The organism is Rhizobium sp. YAF28 (assembly GCF_052113285.1).
In the GTDB taxonomy this organism is placed as follows: Bacteria; Pseudomonadota; Alphaproteobacteria; order Rhizobiales; family Rhizobiaceae; genus Rhizobium.
Genome location: NZ_JBFRCX010000001.1, coordinates 307,512 through 325,179 on the forward strand (window position 1 = coordinate 307,512; position 17,668 = coordinate 325,179).

The window sequence follows — 17,668 nt, forward strand, 5'->3', positions numbered from 1 at the left end:
AACTGACTGGCGATTTCAAACGCCGGGCGGGCGGCCCACGCGCAGACAACGGAGGAGAATCCCCATGTTACGATCAGCAATGACAGCCTTGGCCATTGCCGTTGGTCTGGCTTCAGCCTCTACCGGCGTCCAGGCTCAAGACGCCACGCCTGAGGAAACCCGAGCCATAGCCAGGGAAGCCTATATCTACGGCTTCCCGATGGTCGACAGCTACCGCGTCCAGCATGCCTACTTCGTCGACTCCAAGAATCCCGAATACAAGGGGCCGTGGAACCAGATCGTCAACACCCCTCGTGTCTATACGCCGGCCGACACGGCGATCCAGACGCCCAACTCGGATACACCCTATTCCTGGCTCGGCCTCGATTTGCGCGCCGAGCCGATGGTCGTCACGTTGCCAATGATCGAGAAGGATCGCTATTTCGCCGTCCAGCTCATCGATTGGTACACCTTCAACTTCGACTACATCGGCAGCCGCGCGACCGGCAATGATGGCGGCAGCTTCCTCATCGCCGGGCCAGGCTGGAAAGGCGAAACGCCCAAAGGCGTGAACAAGGTGTTCCGCTCGGAGACCGAGTTTGTTTTCGCGGCCTATCGCACGCAGCTTTTCAGCCCCGACGACATCGACAATGTCAAGAAAGTCCAGGCCGGCTATAAGGCAGAGCCGCTATCGGCGTTCCTCGGCCAGCCCGCGCCGGCCGCCACGCCGGCGATCGATTTCATCAAGCCGCTAACGCTGGACGAGGAGAGGAAGTCGCTCGAATTCTTCAACATCTTGAACTTCATCCTGCAGTTCTGCCCGACGGTACCTTCCGAGACCGACCTGATGGCGCGTTTCGCCAAAATCGGGATCGGCGCAGGAAAGACCTTCGACGCGAGCAAGCTCACACCTGAAATGACCGCGGCATTCGAGCAAGGCAGAGCCGACGCTTGGGCGGACTTCGACAATTTGCGGAAGCAAGTCGACGCGGGGAAGGTGACCTCCGGCGACGTGTTCGGCACGCGTGCCTATCTGAAGAACAATTACCTTTACCGAATGGTGGCGACCATCGGCATTTACGGAAATTCGAAGCAGGAAGCGATCTATCCGGTTTATGCCGTCGATGCCGCGGGTCAGAGGCTCGACGGCGCCAACCGGTACACTGTCCATTTCACGCCGGGCGGGCTGCCGCCGGTCAACGGATTCTGGTCGATGACGATGTATGACCTGCCTCAGAGCCTGCTCGTCGCCAATCCGATCAACCGCTACCTGATCAACTCGCCGATGTTGCCGCAGCTCGTGAAGGACGCCGATGGCGGCCTGACGCTCTATTTCCAGAACGAGTCGCCCGGCAAGGACAAGGAGCCTAACTGGCTGCCTGCGCCCAAAGGCCCGTTTGTCGTTTACATGCGCCTCTACTGGCCGAAGGAGGCGGCGCTCGACGGCTCCTGGACGCAGCCGCCGATGACAAAGACCCAGTGAGGGGGCAGGCGCCGCAGCGCGGCAATCGCGTTCGCGCTGCATGAACTCGAAGCCTTCCGCCGAGCACGTGATAACATTGGCCGAATAGTTGGGCCTGTTACACCAGCGATCGCCTCGCCATCTCGATTACCTTCTGCATCAGGGCGGCAAGCCGGTTGATCTGCCAGTAGAGCACGACATCGAGCGGCGTGATCGGGTCCATTCTTCTGCTGGACGATCAAAAGACGGAAACCTAAAAGAAATTACGCCCAACCGGCCTCTTGAAGGAGAAAAAATGAAACGCATCGAGATGGAGGTGAGCGGCGGCTGCCAGTGCGGTGCCGTGCGCTACCATGCAACCGCTATGCTCGACAATTCGCATCTTTGCCATTGCCGCATGTGCCAGAAAGCCTCTGGCAACATCTTTGCCGCGCTTGTCGCCGCGCCCGATGATGCGCTCACCTGGACACGCGGAAAGCCCGATGTCTGGAAGAGCTCGGAGCTTGTCGAGCGCGGATTCTGCGCCAATTGCGGCACGCCATTGTTTTTCCACCACCTCGAAAACGGTCGCACCAACCTGATGATCGGTTCGCTTGACGATCCGCATGTCTTCGCGCCGCATGCCAATACCTGCACCGAGAACATGGTGGGATGGTTCGATACGATCACCGGCATAGAAAATACCGGTGCGACCGAAAACAACGGCGCCGACTGGGCCGCGGCAATCAAGGAGAGCAGCAACCAGCACCCCGATCACGATACCACCGCATGGGCGGTGAGGGGGCGTGATGGCTGAGTCCCATTCCGGCGGCTGCCAGTGCGGCGCTGTTCGTTGCCGCTATTCAGGCTGAGCGCGGTTTGATGATAGATGGCGGGCTGGGCCGGCTGTTGGCATTCTGCTCCGGCATGCGAAGTCTGGCGTTCTGCTGGACTGATCTGACTTGGAGCAAATGACTGCTTTCCGCCCTTTGCTGCCGTTCGAGGTCGATCCGAGAAACGTACGGTATGTGCTAGAATGCGGCCCGAAGGCGGAATGCGACAGACGCACTGCGAGGGGCGGTGTGATCGAACCGGAATTCGTGCGACCGAGAGCCGACGTTGTGCTCTTTGAAGGGGGAGACAAGTACGCGATGCCGACACCACAGCAGCCCAGTCTAATAGTTCGACAGAAATCCCCAGAGAATATCGAGTTTCCGTTTGCGTCGCTCTCCGATTGGCTGATCCCAACCGAGCTGTTTTTCGTGCGAAACCATTTCCCGTCGCCGGACCTCGATGCGCGAGACTGGAGATTGCGGGTTGGCGGGGCGGTGGAGCGGCCGATCGAACTTGACCTCGACAGCATCAAGGCGATGCGGAGCACGACTTTCACCGCCGTCGTCGAGTGCGCGGGGAACGGGCGCGTTTACTATGAGCCGCCGAAGGAGGGATTGCAGTGGCAGAATGGAGCCGTCGGCAATGCTGCCTGGACAGGTGTTCTTCTGCGCGAGATTTTGGAAATGGCGGGCGTTAAGCGAACCGCACGTGAGGTTCTGCTCGCAGGCGCCGACAGCGGCGTCGTCGACACGAACAAGAAAACGGCTTCTCCCGGCCCCATCGCTTTTGCGCGCAGTTTGCCGCTTGAGAAGGCCATCGCTGATAGCACGATCCTTGCCTATTCGATGAACGAGCAGCCGTTGACGCGCGATCACGGCTACCCGCTACGCGCGGTCGTGGGTGGCTGGTTCGGCATGGCTTGGGTCAAGTGGATCACTGATATCACTGTTGTGGAGCAACCGTTCCTTGGCTACTGGCAGGCGCGCGACTATTTCCGTTGGGAGCGCAGCCTCGGGGAACCCAGGCTGGTCCCCCTTGCGGAGATGGAGGTCAAAGCGCAGATCGCGCGTCCCGTACAGGGGGCGCGTCTCATCGTCGGCCAACCGTACCGGATTTTCGGAGCCGCCTGGAGCGGAGAGGCTCCTATCCGGCAGGTGCAGGTCTGTACCGGGGATGGCAGGGGCTGGCGCGAGGGAAGGCTTCTCGAGACAGAACGTCCCTTTGCATGGCGCTTGTGGGAGTACATTTGGACCCCTGAAGACGTGGGGCGATATATACTGCGATGTCGCGCGATCGATGGGGCCGGGTGCGTGCAGCCCGACCTCCAGCGTTCCGACTGCGAGAGCTACGTGGCCAATTGGATCATTCCGGTGGAGGTCACGGTCGTTCCCGAGCCACAGACGTACGAGGAGGAATTCGTGATCTAATCACCGCATGGGGCGGAATGGCGGCTTTTGGCGCAAAGCAGACGCCGTTGTACCCACACGTCACCCTCACACCAGCGATCGCCTCGCCACATCGATCACTTTCTGCGTTAGGCCCGCAAGCCGGTCTGCGGCAAGCCGGCTGATCTGCCAGTAGAGCACGACATCAAGCGGTGTGTCGGGGATAAGCTCGACGAGCCGGCCGGCTTTGATGTGGTCCTCAGTCAGCTGGATCGGGCTCATGCCCCAGCCCATGCCGAGCAGGCTGGCATCGAGAAAGCCCTGTGTGGCCGGCAGCCAGTGCGTCGGCACGTTGACGTCGGTCGCCAGTGTGCGGCGGATCCATTCCGCCTGCAGGCGGTCCTTCTGGTTGAAGGTGAAGGAAGGGGCGCGGGCAAGCGCTTCCGGGGTGACGCCATCAGGGAAATAGCGATGGACGAATTCGGGGCTTGCGGTTGCTTGGTAGCGCAGCGCGCCGAGCGAGTAGCGACGGCAGCCGGAGACCGGCTTTTCCATGCTTGTGACGGCGGCGATGACGCGGCCGCGCTCCAGCCATTCGGCCGTGTGATCCTGATCTTCGATGGAAATGTTCAGGAGGTAGTTCGAGCTTTTCGAGAAATCCGCCATGGCCTCCAGGAACCAGGTGCCGAGGCTGTCGGCGCTAGTGGCGATCCGCAGCGTGACGCGCTGTTCGGGACTGTCGCGGTCGCTCAGCGCCGGCAGGTGTTCGAGCAACTCGCTTTCCAGCATGCCGACATTTTCCATGTGCCGGCAGAGCCAGTCGCCCTTTTCCGTCGCCGTGCATGGCGTTCCGCGCACGACGAGGGCGGCGCCCAGGCGCTCTTCCAGCTGCTTGATGCGCTGCGAGACGGCCGATGGCGTGACGTTCAGGACGGCGGCGGCCTTTTCGAAGCTGCCGGTCTGTACCACGGCAAGCAGCACGCGAAGGGCGGGATAATCGATCATGGGTAAGCTGCGCTTAATTAACGTAAGGATGATTAATTAGCTTAATGTGGCCGATCCGTCTATCGAGCGTCTCAACAACGCGACGGAAACCTCTGATATCATGGATTTTACGACCTATTTCACCGGCCTGGCCGCCGGCCTCAGCCTGATCGTGGCGATCGGCGCGCAGAATGCCTTCATCCTGCGCCAGGGGCTGCGCAATGAATATGTTTTCGCCGTCTGCCTTGCCTGCGCTCTATCCGATGCGATCCTGATCGTCGTCGGCGTCACCAGCCTGGCGCAGGTGGTGAACCTCATGCCCTGGCTCGATCCGGTCATGCGGTATGGCGGGGCGGCATTCCTCATCTGGTATGGGGCAAAAAGCCTCTATTCGGCAGTGTGGTCCCCGGGCGCGCTGCAGGTTTCAAACGGGGCGGGGGCAAGCTTCGGCAAGACCATGGCCATGTGCCTGGCGCTTACCTGGCTCAATCCGCATGTCTATCTCGATACGGTCATCCTGCTCGGCACGATCTCGACGCGCTTTGTTGGCCATCAGGCAGCCTTTGCCGCGGGGGCCGTGACCGGCTCCTTCCTGTTCTTTTTTTCGCTGGGATATGGTGCGGCCTGGCTTCGCCCCATCTTTTCACGGCCGGTTTCCTGGCGCATTCTCGAAACCATCATCGCTTGCGTGATGTGGCTGATCGCGTTCAAGCTCCTGAACGGCATGTGACGGCCGCACACTCCTCAGGGAAATCAGAATGTCAGTCGATCCGCATCATCTCGCCCTTGTCTTCACCGCCTATATCATCGCCGCAGCCAGCCCAGGCCCCAGCAATATGCGCATCATGGGCGTGGCCATGCATCAGGGGCGCCAGTCCGCATTGATGATTGCCGCCGGTGTGGTCAGCGGCTCGCTTTTCTGGGGCTCGATGGCGGCGACCGGCGTTTCCGCCATTCTGGCGCAATATGCCCAGGCGCTTGTTATCCTGAAGATAGCAGGTGGTTTGTACCTGCTGTTCCTTGCCTACAAGGCCGGCAAATCCGCCATGACCTCTGACGAGAAGCAGGGCAGGCCGCTCGATGCCATCAGGCCGGCTTCGGGCTTCAGCCTCTATCGCCGCGGCCTCCTGATGCATCTGACCAATCCGAAGGCGCTGCTCGGCTGGATCGCCACCATGACGCTCGGCCTCGGCCCGGGTGCCACGCCGACGACGGTCGCCGTCATCCTCGCAGGCTGCGCTGTTTTGAGCATCACGATCTTCTGCGGTTATGCGCTGGTTTTCTCCACCGCGCCGATGATCCGCATGTATCGCCACGCGCGGCGCTGGATCGAGGGCACGCTGGCGCTCGTCTTCGGGGCGGCCGGCATGAAGCTCCTGCTGTCGCGCGCCTAAAGAGGACGTTCCCGATGCCACTTTTTCACGGTCTTTCCGCCTTTCCGATCACGCCCTCAGATGCTTCCGGCATCGTCGATACCGGTGCGCTCGCCACCTTGCTTGCCCGCATTCAGGCGGTGGGTGCCGATTCCATCGGCCTGCTCGGCAGCACCGGCGGTTACGCCTTCCTGTCGCGCGATCAGCGGCGCCGGGCGGTTGAAACGGCGATGTCTGCCGTCGGCGGCAAGATCCCTGTCATCGTCGGCGTCGGAGCGCTTCGAACAGACGAGGCGCAGGCGCTCGCAAAAGATGCGCGGGAGCTCGGGGCGGATGGCCTGCTGCTGGCGCCGGTCTCCTACACGCCGCTCACCGATGATGAGGTCTACGAGCATTTTGCAGCTGTGGCCGATGTCGGGCAGTTGCCGCTCTGCATCTACAACAATCCGGGCACGACGAAATTTACCTTCAGCGTCGAGCTGATCGCCCGGCTCTCCAGGCTCGGCACCGTCAAGGCGGTGAAGATGCCGCTGCCCGCCAATGGCGATATCGCAGCAGAGATTGCAAGTCTCCGTTCGGTGATACCGGCAGATTTCGCTGTCGGCTACAGCGGCGACTGGGGTGCTGCAGATGCGCTGCTGGCGGGTGCCGATGGCTGGTATAGCGTGGTTGCGGGCCTTCTGCCCGCCGAAGCCCTGAGACTGACGAGAGCGGCGCAGGCGGGCGACACTAAAGAGGCGGGACGCATCAACGATACCTTCGCGCCGCTCTGGGCGCTATTCAAGGAATTCGGCAGTTTCCGCGTCATGTACACCATTGCCGATCTCATCGGCCTCGGTCGGTTTGCGCCACCGCGGCCGGTGCTTGGCCTTCCGGAATCGGCGCGTGGGCGCGTGCGCGAGGCGCTTGAACGCCTCGGCGCCGCAGTCGGCCGCTAGGGTCCCGTACCCAACAGGCTTGCGTGCTTGGCGAAGCGTCGCGACAAGATATGACAGCTCGACCGAAGCTTTCTTGCTGCCGCGTCATCAGCAACAATCAGCGGTTCTTGAAGCGCCGGCCGCCGGTCTGGGCGAGGGACTTGATCGTCGATAATGCACTGAGGGAAACGCCACCGCGGTATGCAGTGGCGTTGCTGTGTCTAGTCGAATGTGACGATGATCTTGCCGCGAGCGCGACCTGATGCCTGATGCTCAAAGGCTTGGGCAAGGTCGAGCGACGACACTTTCTGATCGACGAGAACCTTCAGCGAACTCGCGTCAATAGCTTCGACGATCTTTTCAAGACGGCTTCGGTCGGAAGCATGGAAAACGAAACTCGCCGCTACATTATGCGCCTTCGCGAGCGCTTCATCCGGTGGCGCGGAGGTAGCCAGGAGATATCCGCCCGAGCGCAGGACGTTGAACGATCGCTGCTGGGTTTCACCGCCGATCGTGTCGAGCACCACATCGATGTCAGACACCTTGTTCACAAAGTTCTCCGACCGATAATCGATCACCTGATCCGCGCCGAGCCGGCGGGCGATGTCGATCCCCGTTCCCGATGCTGTCGCAATCACGTGTGCGCCGACAGAACGGGCAAACTGAATGGCAAAACTACCGACGCCACCGGCACCCGCATGCACCAGGACGCGTTGACCGCGTTTCAGGTCCGCGACTTCGAACAGTGCCTGCCACGCGGTGCCCGCCGCTGTCGGAATGCCTGCTGCTTCTTCGAGCGATACCTTCTTCGGCACGCTGACCAAATAGTCATCTCTGACGACAGCGAATTCGGCAAACGCGCCGCCGCTTGTCGGGTCGAGGCGAGCCAGGACTTCGTCGCCTTTGCGCCAACGGTTTACGTCGCTTCCTGCGTATTCGACGGTGCCCACAAGGTCGGTGCCCAAGATGTAGGGGAATGCCAGCGGGAAGAACGCATGCATAAACCCACGCTGCAGCTTTACATCGAGCGGATTGAGGCTTGCCGCCTTGATACGCACGAGAACCTCGCCCGGGCTGATATCCGGCGTCGGTACGTCCTCGACGACCGGCGCAACGTTATAATTGCCAATGCGGAGGGCTTTCATCGGGTCGTCTCCTCCGCTTGGACAGGCCATGCGCCAACCTGAAACAGCCAGCCGAACCAGTCCTCGAGATGCCAGGTGTGCGTCAGCATGCCGTTGTCGATGTGGTGGAATTCGTGAATGGGCATCCGAAAGGATCTACCGGTTGGAGCGATGCCGAACCATTCGCCGGTATGGGTCCCAGTAATGACTGCACGGACGGCAGCGCGACCTGGTGCGCCGATGATCTCCAGGATCTGGATCCTGATGTCCGGAAAGGCCGCGACAAATTCTCGGATAAGGGGTTTCACGCCATCGCGACCCGGCTGCTGGTGCGGTGCAAGAGGGATATCCTGCCAGTCCGCCGTAACGGCTTCGTCGAGAAGGTCCGGGTTCCCTTCGCTGAAGGCCCGGTAGAGCGTCTCCACGGCTCGCAGTTCTTCCGGCGAAATGCCGAAAACACTCGGTTTATTTTCGGTAGTTTCCATAGTTGCTTCCCTTGCTGAGGATGTGGCGTGGGAAGACGTTATCCGACGGCGCGTCATGCTTGAAATCGATATTGAGTATGTGTAATTATCCATTCTATGGATTTGCACGGTATCGATCTTAACCTGCTCGTTGCCTTCGACGCTCTGATGGCCGAGCGAAGCGTCACCCGCGCTGGCACACGGATCGGGCGCACACAGCCGGCCATGAGCGCGGCCCTTTCAAGGCTACGAACCTTATTGAAAGACGAGTTGTTTATTCGCGGGCCGAATGGGCTGCAGCCGACGCCGCGCGCCCTCGATTTAGCCGAGCCGCTCAGTCATGCACTGGCCGAGATTCAGCGGACGCTTGAATTCACCCAAGGCTTCGACCCATCCACCTCGACGGTCAGTTTTTCTCTGGGTTTATCCGATCACCCAACCTTCGTCCTGCTGCCAAGTCTTCTTGAAGCCCTGCGCGAACAGGCGCCAGGGATTACATTGCGCATCCGCAACTTCACGGCGCGTGACGACGCCATCAGCATGCTCGATTCCGGGGAGGTCGATCTCACCATCGGCGTGCCGCCTTCGCCGACGGGCAGAATTCTCAATCGACCTCTGTTTCAGGAAGGGTTCGTCTGCATCGTTCGAAAAGGGCACGCCGTCGCGTCGGCGCCGTTCGACCTCAAGACGTTCCTCGGACTTTCTCACCTGCTGGTCTCGCCGGAGAACGACCGATTTGGACTAGTCGATGCGGCCCTGGCGAAGCAAGGCCTGAAGCGGCGTCTTGCGCTGACGCTCCCGCATATGTACGCAGCGCCCCTGTTGATTGCTCGTTCCGATATGATCGCGACGCTGATGGGAGGCGTGGTTCTCGCATCTGGACACTCGCACGAACTCTCGATCCTGCCACTACCGCTCGAGCTGGAGCCTGTCCAGTTCGTCCTGTCATGGCATCGGCGCAACGATGTTCATCCTGCCCAACGATGGTTCAGGGACTGCATCGCATCCCTCTCGATGTCACTGCCTGCCCTCGGTGACCGTTCAACGGCTGACTGACGGTCGACCCATAATTCGGGGCGTTACGTCTGGCATTTAGGGCGCGCTCCAGCCCGCTACAGGACCACGCTCGGCATCTTGCAAGCGTCAATTTTCTCAATTCATTCAATCCTGTAGTTCAGGAGTAGGGCATCGACGCCACGCACTCATCATAAAGGCCGTGGATGTCAATAAATACAGGAAATCAATTTGCCGAATGGCTGGGTGCTGCTCATCCTGCAAAATGTGCAGACGCGGCTGTTCTCCGATTTGGAGAGGTGGCGCGATTGGAACATAGATGAGGAAAATCGATGGAACCCGCAGACCCTAAAACAAGCAGCCTGGTTGATAGACGGCTCTTGCTGAAGCTCTCCATGGCCGGTGGCTTGGCCGCCGTCGTTTCGCCGCCTGGCGGGGCGCAGGCGCAAGACGCGCAGCCGCTTCTGGCCGCGCGGCCTATGCCGATCGTCGATACACGCTTCCCCGCTGAGATGGCGCCTGGCGTGTTTGTCCTGCCTGACAAACGGATACCACTCGTCCCAAATATCGGCATCATCGTCGGTCGCGAAAAGGTGCTCGTCGTCGATTGTGGGATGGGCGTCGAAAACGCAGAGAAGGTGATGCGACTCGCGGGGCAACTTGCTCCAGGCCGGCAGATCGTCCTGACGGTCACGCACGCACATCCCGAGCACGGTTTCGGAGCGCAGGTGTTCAAACCGGACGGACGAATCTACTACAACGCCACCCAGCGCGATTACCTCCAGCGCTCCGGTGCGACACTGCTTGATGGCTTTCGTACCGGCGTTCTTCCGCCTACGCAGAAGCACCTGCTGGACGGCGTCGTGCTTACCCCTCCCGATGAAACTTATGACGGCGCCCAGGCAGTATTGGACCTTGGCGGTCGGATGGTCGAATTCCGCACCTGGGGCACAGCGCATACTCCCGGTGACCAGATCATATACCTTCCCCAGGAAGGCATCGTCTTTGCTGGCGACCTACTTGAGGAAAGGATGTTTCCGATCGTTCCTCTATTCCCGCCAATGATCACCTCAGGCGACATCGATGTCGCGCGGTGGGAGATTGTCCTGAATGATATTCGGCGCCTCGAACCACGGCTGATCGTGCCCGGTCATGGCAATCTGGGCGGCGTGGAAATCGCCGAGGATGTGCTCGCCTACTTCTCGGCGATGCGCAGCCTCGTTCGGGCTGGTGGGCGTTCCGTCAGCGATCTCCAAAGCGAGATCCGCGCGAAGTATCCGACTTGGGAAAACAGCGAGTTCATCTCTCCGGCCTTGCAGTATTTCCAACAGGGCGCCTGACAGCCAAACGCATCATACGCCGAGCCATGTCGGATCAGACCGAATACCATGTGGCTTATTGGTCGCCGCCGCCACTCGTGCGGCGGCACATCATCGGCGAAGCGGCATGCTCGTCGCAATCCGCCGCCGCTTCATCCCCGTGTCTTCTTGCGGACATCAGGGACGAGGCGGATATGTGCCAGCGCCTGGGTGACGATCAGACGGCCGGTGGGGCCGGTTGCGCCGAGGATCAGGATCTTCCATCGCGGCGGCTGCTGAGCACCCGCGTATCGGCCTTTCCCGATTATCTGAAGGAAGCCTTTCCGATGGGAACGTCCGACGAACTGGCGGCCTATATTGGAGGATGAAAGGGAGGCGTTAACGAGATGGATTGCAACGCGTTTTAGTCAGCGGGAGGGGGCCCGTCCGGAGTGACCCGGACGGGCCTTATGTTGTCAGGCCTCGCGGGGTATTCGAAACCAGGCAACATACAAAGCAGGCAGGAAGAGCAGCGTCAGGACCGTGCCGACGACAATGCCGCCCATCATCGCGTAGGCCATCGGCCCCCAGAATATCTCCCTGGAGATCGGGATCAGCGCGAGCGTGGCTGCGGCCGCTGTCAGCATGATTGGACGCATTCGATGCTCCGTCGCTTCGATGACGGCTTGCCAGGGGGGCATGCCCTCGCTTCGAAGATGCTCTATCTGGACAACAAGGATGACGGAGTTGCGGATCAGAATACCGATCAGCGCCAGGACGCCGAGGATTGCGACGAACCCCATGGGCGAATTGCTGAAGAGCAGCGCTGCAACAACGCCGATCAGCGCGGTGGGGGCAACGGCGAACACCAGGAAGAGCCTGCTGAAACTCTGCAGCTGGATCATCAGGATCGTCGCCATGATGAACAGCATCAGCGGTGCTACGGCCACGATCGGCCCCTGCGCTTTCGCACTTTCCTCGACCGAACCGCCGTCGACGATACGATAGCCGCTCGGAAGGCCCTTGCGGAACTCATCGACTTTCGGCTGCAGTTCGGTGACGATCGTTGCCGGCTGGGTCGGTCCCACCACCGCGGCCTTGATGGTGATGGTCGGCGTGCGTGTGCGCCGCCATATCGTCGGCTGCTCCAGTTCGTAGTGGAAATTCGCAACGGCAGACAGCGGCACGGAATTGCCATTGGAGCCGGCAAGCAGAAGGTTTTGCAGCGTCTCGATCGAACCTCGCTCCGAGGTCTGGGCCCGGCCGATCACATCGACGAGATAGATATCATCGCGGATCTGCGTGGCCGCCGATCCCTCGACGATGCTGTTGAGCGCCGTTGCAATATCCTGCGACGAGACGCCGAGCTGGCGTGCCTTGTCCTGGAGCACATCGACCTTGACCACGCGCGAAGGCTCGTTCCAGTCGAAGGTCATGTTGGACAGCAGCGGATGCTGGCCGACGATGCCGGCAAGCTGATGAGAGAGATCACGGACCTTCTGGATATCAGGCCCGCTGACGCGATATTGCACGGGCTTGCCGACCGGCGGGCCGATGTCGAGAAGCTTTACGAAGGCATCGGTTCCGGGGAAGGTTTTCGTCAGATAATCCTGCAGCTCGCTTTTCACCTTGTCGCGAACGTCGAGCCCCTTGGTGACGATCACGGTCTGGCCGAAGGAGACGTCGGGCGTTTGCACATCGAAGGACAGGATGAAGCGGGGAGCCCCCTGGCCGACATAGCTCGTCCAGTGGTCGATATCCTTGTTGTTGGCCAGCATCTCGCTTTCGAACCTGGCCATCTGCTTGTTCGTTTCCGAAATCGAGCTGTTCTGCGGCAGGTTCCAGTCGACGATCAGTTCGGGCCGGTCGGAGGAGGGGAAGAACTGCTGCTGCACCAGGCTCATGCCGCCGATCGAGAGGGCAAACACTGCCAGCGTTGCGCCAATGGTTATCCAGCGCCAGCGCAGGGCCAGGCCGAGGAGCCATGCGAAGATGCGTGCAAAACGGCCCTTCTGCTCATGATGCGATTTCATGGTCTTCGGAAGGATGGTCACGCCGAGCAAGGGTGTGAACAGGACCGCGACGACCCATGAAACCAGGAGCGAGACAGCAATCACCACGAAAAGGGTGAACGTAAACTCGCCGGCGGCGCTGGTATTGAGGCCGACGGGGATAAAGCCCGCGACCGTCACCAGCGTGCCTGTCAGCATCGGGAAGGCCGTCGAGGTGTAGACGTGTGTCGCCGCTTTTCTGAGATCGTCGCCCACCTCCAGGCGGGCCACCATCATCTCCACGGCAATCATCGCGTCGTCGACCAGAAGGCCAAGGGCGATAATCAGCGCGCCCAGCGAAATGCGCTGCATCGAAATACCGGTATAGGCCATGACGAGGAAGGTGATCGCCAGCACAAGAGGGATGGAGATGGCAACCACGAGCCCCGCCCGGACACCGAGGCTGATGAAGCTGATCGCAAGCACGATGACGATCGCCTCGAACAATGCACGCGTGAAGCCCGACACGGCCTCATCCACGACGGCGGGCTGATCGGAGACGCGCTCTACGTCTACGCCGATGGGAAGGTCTGCGGTGACCTGCTCGATCTCCTTGTCGAGCGCTTCGCCGAATTCAAGCAGATTGGAGCCGGTCTTCATGCCGATCGCGAGCCCGATCGCCGGCTGGCCGTTATAACGGAACAGCGCGGAGGGCGGATCGACATAGCCGCGCTTGATCGTGGCGACATCGGTCAGCGGAAAGAAGCGGTCGTTGACACGAAGATTGATCGCCTTGAGGCTTTCCTCTGAGGTGAACTGGCCGCTCACCCGCAAGGCGATGCGCTCGGGACCGGCGTCGACGAAGCCCGACTGCGTCACGGCATTCTGCGCCTGCAGCGTCTCGATCACCGATTGCTGGTTGAGCCCGAGAGCGGCGATCTTTCGCGTGGAGAATTCGAGATAGATGGCCTCGTCCTGCGCGCCGATAATGTCCACCTTGCCGACATTGGGAACGGTCAGCACTTTTGCGCGCGCGTCCTCGACGAGATCGCGAAGCTGGCGCTGTGTCAGCCCGTCGCTCGTAAAGGCGTAGATATTGCCGAAGACATCGCCGAAGCGATCGTTGAAAAACGGCCCGATAACGCCGCTCGGGAACTCTCCCTTGATGTCGCCGATCATGTTGCGCACGCGCATCCAGATGGCATTCACATCCTTGGCCTTGGTCGTCGGCAGCAATTCCACGAAGATCGTCGTCTGCCCGGCAACCGTCTCGCTGCGGGTGAAATCGAGCGATTCCAGTTCCTCGAGTTTCTTTTCGACGCGGTCGGTGACTTGTTTGGTCACTTCCTCGGCTGACGCACCAGGCCACTGCACCTGGATGATCATGGTTTTGATGGTGAAGTTGGGATCTTCCTCGCGGCCGAGACCGATATAGGAAAACGCGCCAGCCAGAATGAAGACGATCATGAAGTACCAGACGAGCGAACGATGTTCGAGCGCCCAGTCGGACAGGTTGAATTTTTTCACGGGGATTTTTCCTCAGTCTACTCTGACGGGCTGGCCATCGACTAGTTTGTGAACACCGGCAATGACGACGCGTTCGCCCGGGCTGACGCCCTCGGCGATGCGAACGGAGCCTCCCTCGACGACGTCTCCGTCGATCCCGATCGCGCGGATGGAAACCTTGGCGGCAGCGGGATCGACCACCCAGACGTTCGGCTTTCCGTCCTTGATCAGGATGGAGGAGGAGGGGAGCAGGATCGTCGGCTGAGCGTCGACGGTTGCGGTTGCGGTTACGACCGAGCCCAGGCGAAACGCGGCGGGAGGATCGATGAGCGTTATTTTTGTGCGTCGCGTGCGGGTCGTCGCCTCGGCTTCCGGTGCGATCTCCCTGACGGCGCCGCTCGCACGGATGGTCGGGTCCAGCTGGAGAGCAATCTCGAAGGGCGATCCCACCTTGAGGCCGTCGAAGCTTGCGACCGGTATGTCGATCACCGCATCGCTCTGTTCAGGGCGGGCGATGGTGGCAATGCTCTGGCCCGCGGCCACGACCTGGCCGACTTCGGCCGAAGTCGCCGTCACGACGCCATCGAATTCCGCCCTGAGCTGTGCGTATCCGAGCTGCTCTTCGGCCTTGTCCAGATTGGCCTGCGCCTTGGCAACCGCGGCAGCGGCACTCTTGCGGCCAAGTTCGGCCTCTTCGTAGGCCGCCTCGCTTCCCGATCTGCTCTGGAGCAGGGACCGCTGGCGTTCCTCGGTGGATGCGGCATTCGCGAGCTGCGCCTGCGCATTGGAAAGCTCGGATTGCGAACTTCTGACCGCAAGCTCCAGCGCCAGCGGATCAATGGCAGCAACGACATCGCCCTTCTTCACGACGTCGCCGACGCTGACCTTGCGGGCGATGACCCGTCCGAGGACCCGAAATGCCAGCTGGGTCTCGATCCTGGCCTGGACCGTGCCTGGCAGGGTCAGTGCGGAGGCTGCGGTCGACTTGACGACAACGGAAAGGACGGGACGCGGCGGCTGCTCATGTGCTTCTTCCTGCTTCTGGCAGGAGGTCAGCAGCAGTGATCCGACGATCGCAAGGCCGGCTGTGATACGGATATTCATTCTGCGGCTCCCTTGCCATATGCGACGACCTCGCCTGGTCGCAGGAACTTCGTGCCGTCGACGACGACGATGTCTCCCGGGGAGACACCCGCGCGCACCGCAAAGCGGCCGGTCTCATAGTTGGAGACATCGATCGGGTGGAGCGACACGCTCGATGAGGCGGGGTCGACGATCCAGACGGCCGGCTGGCCGCTCTTCGAGGCCATGGCCGACCACGGCAATTCGATTGCATCCTGCGCTACGGAGCGGAAGGAGCCGACAACAGGTGCGCCAAGCTGCATGTCCGCCGTGCCTTCGAGACCCACCTTGACCCTGATCGTTCCGGTCGACGGGTCGATCGTGGGCGAGATCTCGCGCACGGAGGCTTCTATTCTGTGAGATGGCGCCGAAAGGGAGCTGACGGCGACCGTGTTTTCGAGGTTACGGCCGAGATAAAGGGACTCGAAGACATTGAAGACGGCGTCGCGCGGTCCATCATGCGCAAGCGTGAAGATGAGTTGCGCCGCCTGAGCGACCTGGCCGACTTCAGCGTTTCTGGCGGTGATGACGCCATCGGCATCGGCGCGCAGTTCCGTATAGGAGAGCGCGTCCTTCGCCGTATCGAATTGCGCCTGCGCCAGTTTCACACCGCCTTGGGCGGTCAACAGCGCTTCCTGGGCCTGATCGAGTGCGGCGCGGGTCGCGACCTGCGTCTTGAAGAGGTTCTGCTGCCGGTCGAACGCGAGCTTGGCCTGCGTCTGCTGGGCAGTCGCCGACTGCAGGTTGGCGGTGGCGACGCCGAGATCGGCTTTCTGCTCTTCGGCGTCCATGCGCGCGAGCACCTGTCCCGCCTTCACCGATGAGCCGACATCGACGAGACGCTCGACAATGCGCCCGCTGACCCTGAAGGAAAGGTCGCTTTCGACGCGTGCGCTGACTTCGCCTGTTATGGCGTTGTTTTCGACTGTTGGCGTGACCTTGGCCACGACAGCCTCCACATTCTTTGGCTTTGCCTCACTCGCGCTTTGCTTTTCGCATGAGGCAAGCGCGACTGCGCTGACGCCCAGCCAGGCGGCAACAAGGACAGTTTTCATGATTTACCTCTTGCATCGGTTCGGCAGACGAATAATATTGACTAACCAATCAGTCAATGAAAATTTCTTGACGCCCGACCATAAAAAACGCTCAAGGTGAGCCATGCCTGATACGAAGAAATTGACGCGTGCCGAGCAGAAGGCCCGCAGGCCCGCAGAGATCCTGGATGCGGCCTTTGAAGAGTTCGTCGACAGCGGCTATGTGGCGACGCGTGTCGAGGACATAGCCAGCAGGGTCGGGGTAACGAAGGGAACTGTCTATGTTTACTTCGAGACCAAGGAGCAGCTTTTCGAAGCGATGATCGGGCATATTTCGGAGCCGCTGGAAGGTCTGCTTGCGAGCGCGAACGAACTGAAGGGAACCGCCACGGAGCGGCTTGAGAAGACGATCGAGCTGATCTACGATCTCGTGGTCAGGGACCGCAGGTTACGCGAACTGATGCGGTTCATCATCGCCGAAGGTTCGCGCTTCCCCCAGATCGTCGACAGGCACCACGAGGCGTTCATCGACCCTCTCGACTGGCAGATGCAGTCCCTCATCGATGACGGCGTAAGGCTTGGCGAATTCCGCTCGGCGCCAGCTGCGTTTTCCGACGCAGTCGTGGCTCCCGCCATCACCTTCCTGTTCTTCAAGCTCCTCTTCGACGAGCGGCGGCCTCTGGACAGAGATGCCTACGTGAAAGCGCATGTCGATCTCGTGCTGCACGGACTGTTGGCCTGATCGGCTTGCGACCGTCGTCGGACTTAAAGCCCGCCATTATCCTTCTGTGATGCGGAGTTATCGGCTGAAGCCGCGGCCGGGGCGGCCCGCTATGCCCGCAGGATCTTCTCCATCGCCTTTCCCTTGGCGAGCTCGTCGACCAGCTTGTCCAGGTAGCGGATCTCCCGCATGGTCGGCTCCTCGATCTCCTCGACGCGCACGCCGCAGACGACACCCGTTATCAGCGATCGGGAAGGGTTCATCGCCGGCGCCTGCGCAAAGAAATCCTCGAAACTGGTTTTCTGCGACAGCTCATCGTCCAGGCTCTCCGGGCTGTGCCCCGTCAGCCAGCAGATAATCTCATCGACCTCCGCTTTGGTGCGGCCCTTCTTCTCGGCCTTGGCGATATAATGGGGGTAAACGCTTGCGACGCTGATCGAATAGATACGATGCTTCGTCATGCCTCCTCCCAGACGTTGCG

The 17,668-nt window shown here is 60.9% G+C and carries 16 protein-coding genes and 2 pseudogenes; 10 read left to right on the forward strand and 8 right to left on the reverse strand.

What is annotated here, in order from left to right:
• The first annotated feature begins 79 nt into the window (after positions 1–79).
• Positions 80–1,462: a DUF1254 domain-containing protein gene (locus AB4Z13_RS01635; RefSeq protein WP_442205902.1), complete on the forward strand. Its 1,383-nt coding sequence runs from the start codon at positions 80–82 to the stop codon at positions 1,460–1,462.
• Between the two features lie 97 nt (positions 1,463–1,559).
• On the opposite strand, the pseudogene AB4Z13_RS01640 reads toward AB4Z13_RS01635, so the two are convergent.
• Positions 1,560–1,658: pseudogene (locus tag AB4Z13_RS01640) on the reverse strand (ArgP/LysG family DNA-binding transcriptional regulator); the annotation flags it as partial.
• Positions 1,659–1,736: 78 nt separating this feature from the next.
• Here AB4Z13_RS01640 and AB4Z13_RS01645 point away from each other — a divergent pair.
• Together AB4Z13_RS01645 and AB4Z13_RS01650 are read left to right on the forward strand one after the other, a co-directional pair.
• Positions 1,737–2,237, forward strand: a complete 501-nt coding sequence (locus AB4Z13_RS01645) for a GFA family protein (RefSeq protein ID WP_442205607.1) — start codon at positions 1,737–1,739, stop codon at positions 2,235–2,237.
• 265 nt (positions 2,238–2,502) lie between these two features.
• Positions 2,503–3,681, forward strand: coding sequence for a sulfite oxidase (locus AB4Z13_RS01650; protein WP_442205608.1), 1,179 nt, complete (start codon positions 2,503–2,505; stop codon positions 3,679–3,681).
• Positions 3,682–3,747: 66 nt separating this feature from the next.
• Here AB4Z13_RS01650 and AB4Z13_RS01655 read toward each other — a convergent pair whose 3' ends face one another.
• Positions 3,748–4,644, reverse strand: coding sequence for a LysR family transcriptional regulator ArgP (locus AB4Z13_RS01655; protein WP_442205609.1), 897 nt, complete (start codon positions 4,642–4,644; stop codon positions 3,748–3,750).
• 100 nt (positions 4,645–4,744) lie between these two features.
• Here AB4Z13_RS01655 and AB4Z13_RS01660 point away from each other — a divergent pair, with 100 nt between their 5' ends.
• From AB4Z13_RS01660 to AB4Z13_RS01670, 3 genes are read left to right on the forward strand one after another with little or no spacing between them, the layout of a single operon-like run.
• Positions 4,745–5,353 (forward strand): LysE/ArgO family amino acid transporter, encoded by a 609-nt coding sequence (locus AB4Z13_RS01660; protein ID WP_442205610.1) that lies wholly within the window; start codon positions 4,745–4,747, stop codon positions 5,351–5,353.
• A gap of 28 nt (positions 5,354–5,381) precedes the next feature.
• A complete protein-coding gene (locus AB4Z13_RS01665; protein WP_442205611.1) occupies positions 5,382–6,017 on the forward strand; it encodes a LysE family translocator in 636 nt (211 codons plus the stop codon).
• A gap of 14 nt (positions 6,018–6,031) precedes the next feature.
• The gene (locus AB4Z13_RS01670; protein ID WP_442205612.1) at positions 6,032–6,934 is read left to right on the forward strand and encodes a dihydrodipicolinate synthase family protein; all 903 of its coding nucleotides are present in this window, start codon (positions 6,032–6,034) and stop codon (positions 6,932–6,934) included.
• A 200-nt stretch (positions 6,935–7,134) separates the two neighbouring features.
• On the opposite strand, the gene AB4Z13_RS01675 is transcribed toward AB4Z13_RS01670, so the two are convergent.
• Together AB4Z13_RS01675 and AB4Z13_RS01680 are read right to left on the reverse strand one after the other, a co-directional pair.
• Complete coding sequence (locus tag AB4Z13_RS01675; protein WP_442205613.1) at positions 7,135–8,088, reverse strand: NADP-dependent oxidoreductase; 954 nt, start codon at positions 8,086–8,088, stop codon at positions 7,135–7,137.
• Positions 8,055–8,522 (reverse strand): ester cyclase, encoded by a 468-nt coding sequence (locus AB4Z13_RS01680; RefSeq protein ID WP_442205614.1) that lies wholly within the window; start codon positions 8,520–8,522, stop codon positions 8,055–8,057. Before AB4Z13_RS01680 ends, AB4Z13_RS01675 begins: the two co-directional genes overlap by 34 nt.
• A gap of 96 nt (positions 8,523–8,618) precedes the next feature.
• On the opposite strand from AB4Z13_RS01680, the gene AB4Z13_RS01685 reads away from it, so the two are divergent.
• The 3 genes and pseudogenes from AB4Z13_RS01685 to AB4Z13_RS01695 form a co-directional block, all read left to right on the forward strand.
• Positions 8,619–9,557 (forward strand): LysR family transcriptional regulator, encoded by a 939-nt coding sequence (locus AB4Z13_RS01685; protein WP_113322115.1) that lies wholly within the window; start codon positions 8,619–8,621, stop codon positions 9,555–9,557.
• Between the two features lie 290 nt (positions 9,558–9,847).
• A complete protein-coding gene (locus tag AB4Z13_RS01690) occupies positions 9,848–10,855 on the forward strand; it encodes an MBL fold metallo-hydrolase (RefSeq protein ID WP_310388438.1) in 1,008 nt (335 codons plus the stop codon).
• Between the two features lie 239 nt (positions 10,856–11,094).
• Positions 11,095–11,202, forward strand: a pseudogene (locus AB4Z13_RS01695) (LysR family transcriptional regulator); the annotation flags it as partial.
• Positions 11,203–11,289: 87 nt separating this feature from the next.
• Here the strand turns inward: AB4Z13_RS01695 and AB4Z13_RS01700 are convergent.
• From AB4Z13_RS01700 to AB4Z13_RS01710, 3 genes are read right to left on the reverse strand one after another with little or no spacing between them, the layout of a single operon-like run.
• Positions 11,290–14,331, reverse strand: coding sequence for an efflux RND transporter permease subunit (locus AB4Z13_RS01700; protein WP_442205615.1), 3,042 nt, complete (start codon positions 14,329–14,331; stop codon positions 11,290–11,292).
• Positions 14,332–14,343: 12 nt separating this feature from the next.
• Positions 14,344–15,414, reverse strand: coding sequence for an efflux RND transporter periplasmic adaptor subunit (locus tag AB4Z13_RS01705; RefSeq protein ID WP_442205616.1), 1,071 nt, complete (start codon positions 15,412–15,414; stop codon positions 14,344–14,346).
• Positions 15,411–16,487 (reverse strand): efflux RND transporter periplasmic adaptor subunit, encoded by a 1,077-nt coding sequence (locus tag AB4Z13_RS01710; RefSeq protein WP_442205617.1) that lies wholly within the window; start codon positions 16,485–16,487, stop codon positions 15,411–15,413. Before AB4Z13_RS01710 ends, AB4Z13_RS01705 begins: the two co-directional genes overlap by 4 nt.
• Positions 16,488–16,590: 103 nt before the next feature.
• Here AB4Z13_RS01710 and AB4Z13_RS01715 point away from each other — a divergent pair, with 103 nt between their 5' ends.
• Positions 16,591–17,208, forward strand: a complete 618-nt coding sequence (locus AB4Z13_RS01715) for a TetR/AcrR family transcriptional regulator (RefSeq protein WP_113322110.1) — start codon at positions 16,591–16,593, stop codon at positions 17,206–17,208.
• Positions 17,209–17,297: 89 nt separating this feature from the next.
• Here AB4Z13_RS01715 and AB4Z13_RS01720 read toward each other — a convergent pair whose 3' ends face one another.
• On the reverse strand, positions 17,298–17,648 hold the full coding sequence (locus AB4Z13_RS01720) for a DUF2200 domain-containing protein (protein ID WP_113322109.1): 351 nt from the start codon (positions 17,646–17,648) through the stop codon (positions 17,298–17,300).
• Positions 17,649–17,668: the final 20 nt, after the last annotated feature.

Bases quoted from the DNA above. Each gene is read 5' to 3' on its own strand.
- AB4Z13_RS01635 (WP_442205902.1), top strand. From the start codon at position 80: ATGACAGCCTTGGCCATTGCCGTTGGTCTGGCTTCAGCCTCTACCGGC.
- AB4Z13_RS01645 (WP_442205607.1), top strand. From the start codon at position 1,737: ATGAAACGCATCGAGATGGAGGTGAGCGGCGGCTGCCAGTGCGGTGCC.
- AB4Z13_RS01655 (WP_442205609.1), bottom strand. From the start codon at position 4,644: ATGATCGATTATCCCGCCCTTCGCGTGCTGCTTGCCGTGGTACAGACC.
- AB4Z13_RS01660 (WP_442205610.1), top strand. From the start codon at position 4,745: ATGGATTTTACGACCTATTTCACCGGCCTGGCCGCCGGCCTCAGCCTG.
- AB4Z13_RS01665 (WP_442205611.1), top strand. From the start codon at position 5,382: ATGTCAGTCGATCCGCATCATCTCGCCCTTGTCTTCACCGCCTATATC.
- AB4Z13_RS01670 (WP_442205612.1), top strand. From the start codon at position 6,032: ATGCCACTTTTTCACGGTCTTTCCGCCTTTCCGATCACGCCCTCAGAT.
- AB4Z13_RS01675 (WP_442205613.1), bottom strand. From the start codon at position 8,088: ATGGCCTGTCCAAGCGGAGGAGACGACCCGATGAAAGCCCTCCGCATT.
- AB4Z13_RS01680 (WP_442205614.1), bottom strand. From the start codon at position 8,522: ATGGAAACTACCGAAAATAAACCGAGTGTTTTCGGCATTTCGCCGGAA.
- AB4Z13_RS01685 (WP_113322115.1), top strand. From the start codon at position 8,619: ATGGATTTGCACGGTATCGATCTTAACCTGCTCGTTGCCTTCGACGCT.
- AB4Z13_RS01690 (WP_310388438.1), top strand. From the start codon at position 9,848: ATGGAACCCGCAGACCCTAAAACAAGCAGCCTGGTTGATAGACGGCTC.
- AB4Z13_RS01705 (WP_442205616.1), bottom strand. From the start codon at position 15,414: ATGAATATCCGTATCACAGCCGGCCTTGCGATCGTCGGATCACTGCTG.
- AB4Z13_RS01710 (WP_442205617.1), bottom strand. From the start codon at position 16,487: ATGAAAACTGTCCTTGTTGCCGCCTGGCTGGGCGTCAGCGCAGTCGCG.
- AB4Z13_RS01715 (WP_113322110.1), top strand. From the start codon at position 16,591: ATGCCTGATACGAAGAAATTGACGCGTGCCGAGCAGAAGGCCCGCAGG.
- AB4Z13_RS01720 (WP_113322109.1), bottom strand. From the start codon at position 17,648: ATGACGAAGCATCGTATCTATTCGATCAGCGTCGCAAGCGTTTACCCC.